This is a genomic window from Pseudomonas sp. DWRC2-2 (assembly GCF_049897885.1).
GTDB lineage: Bacteria > Pseudomonadota > Gammaproteobacteria > Pseudomonadales > Pseudomonadaceae > Aquipseudomonas > Aquipseudomonas azotoformans_A.
Genome location: NZ_JAFCXD010000005.1, coordinates 499,232 through 506,008, shown reverse-complemented (window position 1 = coordinate 506,008; position 6,777 = coordinate 499,232). Strand labels below are relative to the sequence as shown.

General features: G+C 62.7%; 4 protein-coding genes. 2 read left to right on the top strand and 2 right to left on the bottom strand.

The window, feature by feature from the left end; all coding sequences use genetic code 11:
- Positions 1-246: 246 nt before the first annotated feature.
- Together ACP7EW_RS24095 and ACP7EW_RS24090 are read right to left on the bottom strand one after the other, a co-directional pair.
- A complete protein-coding gene (locus ACP7EW_RS24095) occupies positions 247-3,330 on the bottom strand; it encodes an efflux RND transporter permease subunit (RefSeq protein WP_426220289.1) in 3,084 nt (1,027 codons plus the stop codon).
- A gap of 2 nt (positions 3,331-3,332) precedes the next feature.
- Entirely contained in the window at positions 3,333-4,439 is a 1,107-nt protein-coding gene (locus tag ACP7EW_RS24090; protein WP_426220287.1) for an efflux RND transporter periplasmic adaptor subunit, read from the bottom strand.
- A 103-nt stretch (positions 4,440-4,542) separates the two neighbouring features.
- On the opposite strand from ACP7EW_RS24090, the gene ACP7EW_RS24085 reads away from it, so the two are divergent.
- The gene (locus ACP7EW_RS24085) at positions 4,543-5,748 is read left to right on the top strand and encodes a multidrug effflux MFS transporter (RefSeq protein ID WP_426220285.1); all 1,206 of its coding nucleotides are present in this window, start codon (positions 4,543-4,545) and stop codon (positions 5,746-5,748) included.
- 76 nt (positions 5,749-5,824) lie between these two features.
- Positions 5,825-6,691: a pirin family protein gene (locus ACP7EW_RS24080; protein WP_426220283.1), complete on the top strand. Its 867-nt coding sequence runs from the start codon at positions 5,825-5,827 to the stop codon at positions 6,689-6,691.
- Positions 6,692-6,777 lie beyond the last annotated feature (86 nt).

The window sequence follows — 6,777 nt, the reverse complement described above, 5'->3', positions numbered from 1 at the left end:
TCACCGAATCCAGCGCACGCGAATACCACGCGTCCATCTGCTGGCGATAAAGCACCAGGCTCTGATGGAAACCATCCAGCTCAAATTCAATCAGGGCAATGTGGGAAGGGTGGGTCATCGGCGCCGATTCCCCACAGATGACGCACAAAAAGGCAAAGCACTAAAAAGAAAATCCATCCGCAATCCCTCGCACTGTGTATTCAGGCGAGGGACTTTGCGGACCTTTTCAGGGGAGGGGAGTAGCGCTTATCCGGCAGTTACGTGGGATTTTTCGACAATCCTCGTCTTCTCCCGCCCCAGCACCAGACTGCACAGCGCCGGCAAAAACAACAGCGTCAACAGCGTGCCCACCAGCACTCCACCAATCAGCACATAGGCGAGGGACGACCAGAACACCGACAAGGTCAGCGGAATAAACGCCAGCGCCGCCGCCAGTGCAGTCAGGATCACCGGCCGTGCACGGCGCACCGTGGCTTCGACGATGGCTTCGCGAATCGCCATGCCGTGCTCCTGGTTCTGGCGGATCTGGTCGGTAAAGATCAGCGTGTTGCGCATCAGGATCCCGCCAATCCCGATCAAGCCCAGGATCGCGTTGAAGCCGAACGGCTGGTTGAACAGCAGCAAGGTCGGCACCGCGCCGATCAAGCCCAGCGGCGCCGTGGCGAAGACCATGAACATCACGCCGAACGAGCGCACCTGGAACATGATCACCGTGAGGGTCAGCAGGATCATGATCGGGAACAGCGCGGCCAGGGCGACGTTGGCCTTGGCGCTTTCTTCCACCGGGCCGCCGATGTCGATCTGGTAACCGGCGGGCAGCTTGGCGATCAGCGGTTGCAGGTCTTTGTACACGGCCATTTCCACGTCGGGCGGTTGTACGCCGTCGATGATATCGGCGCGCACTTCCACGGTGGTCGCGCGGTTGCGGCGCTTGAGGATCGGCTCTTCCATCACTGCCTGGAAATGCCCGACCTGGGCCAATGGCACTGAGGTACCGGCGCTGTTGGTCAGGGTCATATTGTTGAGGTTGCCGAGGTCTTCGCGTTGGCTGCCCTGGGCGCGGGCGACCACGGAGACGGTGCGGTTGCCCTCGCGCACTTCGGTGATCGGGTTGCCGCTGAGCAAGGCATTGAGCTGGGACTTGACCTCGTTGGGGGTGAAACCCAGCAAACGCAGGCGGTCTTGATCCAGCACCAGGCGATAACCGCTGGTACGCTCGCCCCAATCGAGGAACGCGTCCTTGGTCAGTTTGTTGGCGGCGACCACTTTGCGCACGTCTTCGGAGACCCCGCGCAACACGTCCACGTCAGGGCCGGACACACGGAACACCACGGGGAACGGCACGGGCGGACCGAACAGCAACTGCGTCACGCGCACCCGCGCCGCAGGAAACTCACCGGCCGCAATGCGTTCACGCATGCGCAGTTTCAAAGCGTCGCGGGCGTGGGAGTCCGGGGTCTGCACGACCAGCTTGGCAAACGCCGGGTCCGGCAGTTCGGGGTTCAGCGACAGGAAGAAGCGCGGTGCGCCGCCGCCCACGTAGGTGTCGACCAGGGTGGTTTGCGGCTCTTGCAGCAGGGCTTTTTCCAGCTGCGCGGCCACCGCTTCGGTGCTTTTGAAGGCACTGCCGGGCGGCATGTACACCTCAAGAATCAACTCGGATCGGTCGGAGTTGGGAAAGAACTGCTTCTTCACCACGCTCATGCCCAGCACGCACAGCACAAACGCCGCCACCACCAAGCCGGTGACCAGCCAACGCCCACGTACACAGGCTTCGACCAATGCCCGCAGCTTCTGGTAGTAACGCCCAGCATAGATTGCATCATGGCCGCCCGGCACAGGCTTGATCTGCGGCAGCAGTTTCACCCCCAGATACGGCGTGAACACCACGGCCACCAGCCAGGACGAGATCAGCGCAAACCCGACGATCCAGAAGATATTGCCGGCATATTCCCCGGCACCGGAACGGGCAAAGCCCACCGGCAGAAAGCCGATGATGGTGACCAGCGTGCCGGTCAGCATCGGTGCTGCCGTGGAACTCCAGGCAAAGGTGGCGGCGTGAATCCGGTCGAAACCTTCCTCAAGCTTCACCACCATCATTTCAATGGCGATGATCGCGTCATCCACCAGCAAACCCAGGGAAATGATCAGCGCGCCGAGGGTGATGCGGTCGAATTCACGCCCGGTCAGCAGCATGATTACAAACACCACCGACAAGGTCAGCGGCACCGCTGCCGCCACCACCAGGCCCACACGGAAGCCCAGGGCCAACAGGCTGATGACCATCACCACCGCGAGGGCGACGAAGAATTTCAGCATGAATTCGTTCACCGCCAGGCTGATGTTTTTCGCCTGGTCGGAGACCTTGGCGAAGTTCACGCCCAGCGGCAGGTCGGCCTGGATCCTGGCTTCCTGGGCCTTGAGGCTCTTGTCGAGTTCGAGGCCGTTCCAGTGCTTCTCCATGATCACGCCCAGCATCAATGCCGGATCGCCTTGATGGCGGATACGGTAGCTGGGCGGGTCTTCATAACCCCGGCTGACCGTGGCCACGTCGGCGATGCGCAACACGCGGCCATTGACTTCCAGCGGCACGTTTTCGATCAGCGACAGGCTGTCGAACGCACCGTCGATCCGGATGTAGGCGCGGGCCCCGGCGGTCTCGACGAAGCCCGATGGTGCCACGGCGTTTTGTGCGGCCAATGCAGAAAAAATCTGATCCGGCTTGATGCCCAGGGTTGCCAGGCGCTCGTAGGAAAACTCCACAAACACCCGTTGCGCTTGCTCGCCAAGGATATTGATCTTCTTCACCCCCGGCAGGTTGAGCAAACCCTGGCGCAGGTCTTCGGCCATCTGCACCTGTTGCCGATGGGGCAGGTGTTCGGCCTCCAGGGCGTACAGCGCGAAATACACATCGGAATATTCATCGTTGAAGAATGGTCCGATCACGCCCTTGGGCAGCTTCGCAGCTTCATCACTGAGCTTTTTGCGGGTCTGGTAGAACAGGTCCTGGATTTCGCTGGGGCGCGTGGACTCCTTGTAGGTCATGCGCATCGACACGAACCCCGGCTGGGCGATGGTCTCGACGCGGTCGTAGTAGTCCAGTTCCTGCAGGCGTTTTTCCAGGCGGTCGGCCACCTGTTCCTGCATCTCCTGGGCGGTGGCGCCGGGCCAGGCGGCGGTGATGGTCATCACTTTGACGGTGAAAGACGGGTCTTCGGCGCGACCCAGCTTGCCGAACGAGAAGATCCCTGCCGCCAGGATCGCGATGATCAGGAACAACGTGACCGCGCGATGCTTGACCGCCAGTTCCGAGAGGTTGATACCGCGCATGCTCAGTTGTCCTGTTTGCGGTTGAGGGCCAGTACTTGCGCGGGCAGCAGGCGCACGGCGTCACCGCTGTGCAACAGGTGTGCGCCGAGGGCGACGATGATCTGGCCGGGGACAACGCCACTGTTGAGCAGCGCGTCTTCCTGGCCGAGGCTGGCGACGTTGACCGGGGCGAAACTGACTTTGTCGTCCGCGCCGATCAGCCATACGCCGGTGCCTTGTCCCGAGTCCTGCAGTGCGCCAATGGGCACGCGGGTTTGCTGGGCCTGGCCGTTGCCTTGCAGGCGTACGGTGATGGTGGAACCGAGGGCGAAGCGGTCGACGGCACCGTGCAGCACGTAGCGGGCGCGGTAGGTGCGGGTGGTTGGGTCGGCGCTGGCAGAGAGTTCGCGCAACGTGGCGGTCACCGCCTGGTCCGGGGCGCCGAAGGGGAAGGCCAGGGCTTTCTGTGAGGCTTGGTCGCGCTGGTTTTCTGGCAGGTTGACGATGGCTTCGCGGGCACCGTCATGGGCCAGGCGCGCAACGATCTGCCCTTCGGCGACCACTTGGCCGCGATCCACGCGCACGTCGGTGATGACGCCGTCGCCATCGGCCTTGAGCACGGAGTAGGTGCGACGGTTTTCGATCTGGCTGGCGTCGGATTGCGCCGAGGCCAACTCGGCTTCGGCGACGCGCAGGTTGGTCGCGGACTGGTCGAAGATCTGCCGCGACACGGCGCCAGTGTTGGCCAGGCGCTGGTAGCGGTTTTCATCGTCGCGGCGCTGGCGCAGTTGGGCCTGGGCGGCGTTGACGCGGTTTTTCGCCGAGCGCAGGGCCAGTTCGAAGTCGCCGATGTCCAGCACCAGCAGCGTGTCGCCACGGGAAACATGCTGGCCGGGGTCGACCTTGCGTTCGATGACCTTGCCGCCGACCCGGAAACCCAGGTCGCTTTCGGTACGTGCTGCGACCACGCCGGTATAGGCGCTTTGCTGAGTGCCGGCGGCTTCGACTTTGGCGGCGAGGACCGGGCGTGGCTGAGGCACTTCGGCGGCGGTGTCGGCCTTGCTGTTGCAACCGTTGAGGACGATCAACAGGGCCAGGGGCGTGAGAAGACGCAAGGGAAGAGGGTGCATGGCGGGCTCCGGGGGGTAACCATTGGGCAAAAAATTATGGACATAATTTTTTACGCATATTATGGTCGAAATATAAATTAATCCAGCCCCCCGGATGCCCCTCATGAGAAACTCCCCGGTCCCCTCGCGAAACCTGTTGTTTTTACTGGTGGCCCTGACGGCACTGGGTGAGGTTTCAACCCAATTGATTATTCCCGGCCTCGGCGCCATCGAGCAGGCACTCGCGGCGCCAGCCGGTTCGGCACTCATGGCGCTGTCGGCCTTTGTGGCGGCTTTCGGCCTTGGGCAGTTGCTGTTCGGCCCGCTGTCGGACCGCATTGGCCGGCGCCCGGTGCTGATCGGCGGCCTGGTGCTGTACGTGCTGGCGACCTTGTCGATGCTGCTGGTCCACGACATCCACCAGTTCATCGCCGCCCGCGTGCTGCAAGGCCTGGGCGCCTGCGCCGCGTTGGTACTCGCCCGCACGGTGGTGCGGGATGTGTGGAAGGCCGAGGCGGGGCCCGCACTGGCCCTGACCATGATCGGCATGCTCTACGCCATTGTGGTGGCACCGATGGTCGGTGGCCTGTTGATCAAACTGTTCGGCTGGCACGCGCCGATCGTCCTGGCGCTGGTGATTGGCAGCGTGGTGTTACTGCTGGCCTTGCTGTTCTTTCGCGAGAGCAACCACTTCCTCGATCCCAAGGCCGGTCATTGGCGCACCCTCGGCGGGCAGTACCTGGATCTGCTCAAGGGCCGCCAATACCGTGCGTTCGCCGTGGCCTTGGCGTGCACCTACGGCGCGATGTTTGCGGTGATCGCCGGTTCTTCGGCGGTGTTTATCAACCTGCTGGGCTTCAGCGCTCTTGAGTACGGCATCAATTTCGGGCTGATCGTGTCGATGCTGATCGTCGGTTCCACCTACACCCGACGCAACATCATGCGCCTGGGCCCGCAGCGGATTGTGGCGATAGGCGTGACGATGGTCGCCGTTGGCGGTGTGTCCGCGCTGGTCATTTATGCGCTGTTCGGCCTGTCGGTACTCGGCCTGGATATTCCGATCGCATTGGTCACCCTGGGCGGCGGCCTGGTGTTGCCGGGCTCGGTCACCGGCGGCGTCATGCCCAACGCGCACCGCGCCGGTCTGGCAGCTGGCCTGATGGGGTTTGCGCAGATGTTCGGCGCCACCTGCAGCGGTGTGTTACTGAGCCAACTGCGCGATGGCAGTGCCGCACCGATGATCATTATCCAGGCCTGTTTTGCGCTGACGGCCTTTGTCGCGTTTAATCTGCTGCGTCAGCGCCAAGTCAAGGGATTGTCCTATACGTAGGACGATCCAGGCCGCTTTTGCCGGCTAGTGCTCAACCTCCAGCCGACTTATGGTGTAGGCACTTTGGAGGTACACCATGAAAAAGCTTATCGGCATCTACACCAGCCCTCGCGGCCATTGGGTCGGCGACGGTTTCCCGGTGCGCACGCTGTTTTCCTACGACACCCTGGGTAAGCACATCAGCCCATTCCTGCTGCTGGACCACGCCGGCCCAGCGGATTTCACCCCGACCGAACAACGTCGCGGCGTCGGCCAACACCCGCATCGCGGCTTTGAGACGGTGACCATCGTCTACGATGGCGAAGTCGAACACCGCGATTCCACCGGCGCCGGTGGCACCATCGGGCCCGGCGACGTGCAATGGATGACGGCCGCCAAAGGCATTCTCCACGAAGAGTTCCACTCCGAAGCCTTTGCCCGCAGCGGCGGCGCGCTGGAGATGGTGCAATTGTGGGTCAACCTGCCGGCCAAGGACAAAATGGCCGACGCCGGTTACCAGACGATTGTCGACGGTGACATTCCGGTACTGCCACTGGCCGACGGTGCCGGGCAACTGCGCCTGATTGCCGGTGACTTTGCTGGCACCCAAGGCCCGGCGCGTACGTTCACGCCCATCGACGTGTGGGACTTGCGCCTCAACGCCGGCAAACCCGTCACATTGGACCTGCACGAAGGGCGTAACACTGCCCTGGTGATCCTGCGCGGCACGGTCTTGGTCAATGGCGAGGAGGTCGCGCGCCAAGGGCAGTTGGCGCTGTTTGAGCGTGATGGTCGCCAACTGACGCTGGAGGCCAATGACGACGCCAAGGTGTTGCTGCTCAGTGGCGAACCCATCGACGAACCCATCGTCGGGCATGGGCCGTTCGTGATGAATACCGAGCAGGAAATTCATCAGGCGTTTGCTGATTTCCAGTCCGGGAAATTCGGCCAGATGCACATCTGACAGCTCGCCGCAAAACCCTGTGGGAGCTGGCTTGCCTGCGATCGCATCAGCGCGGTGTCACTCATACACCGAGGCGTCTGCATCGC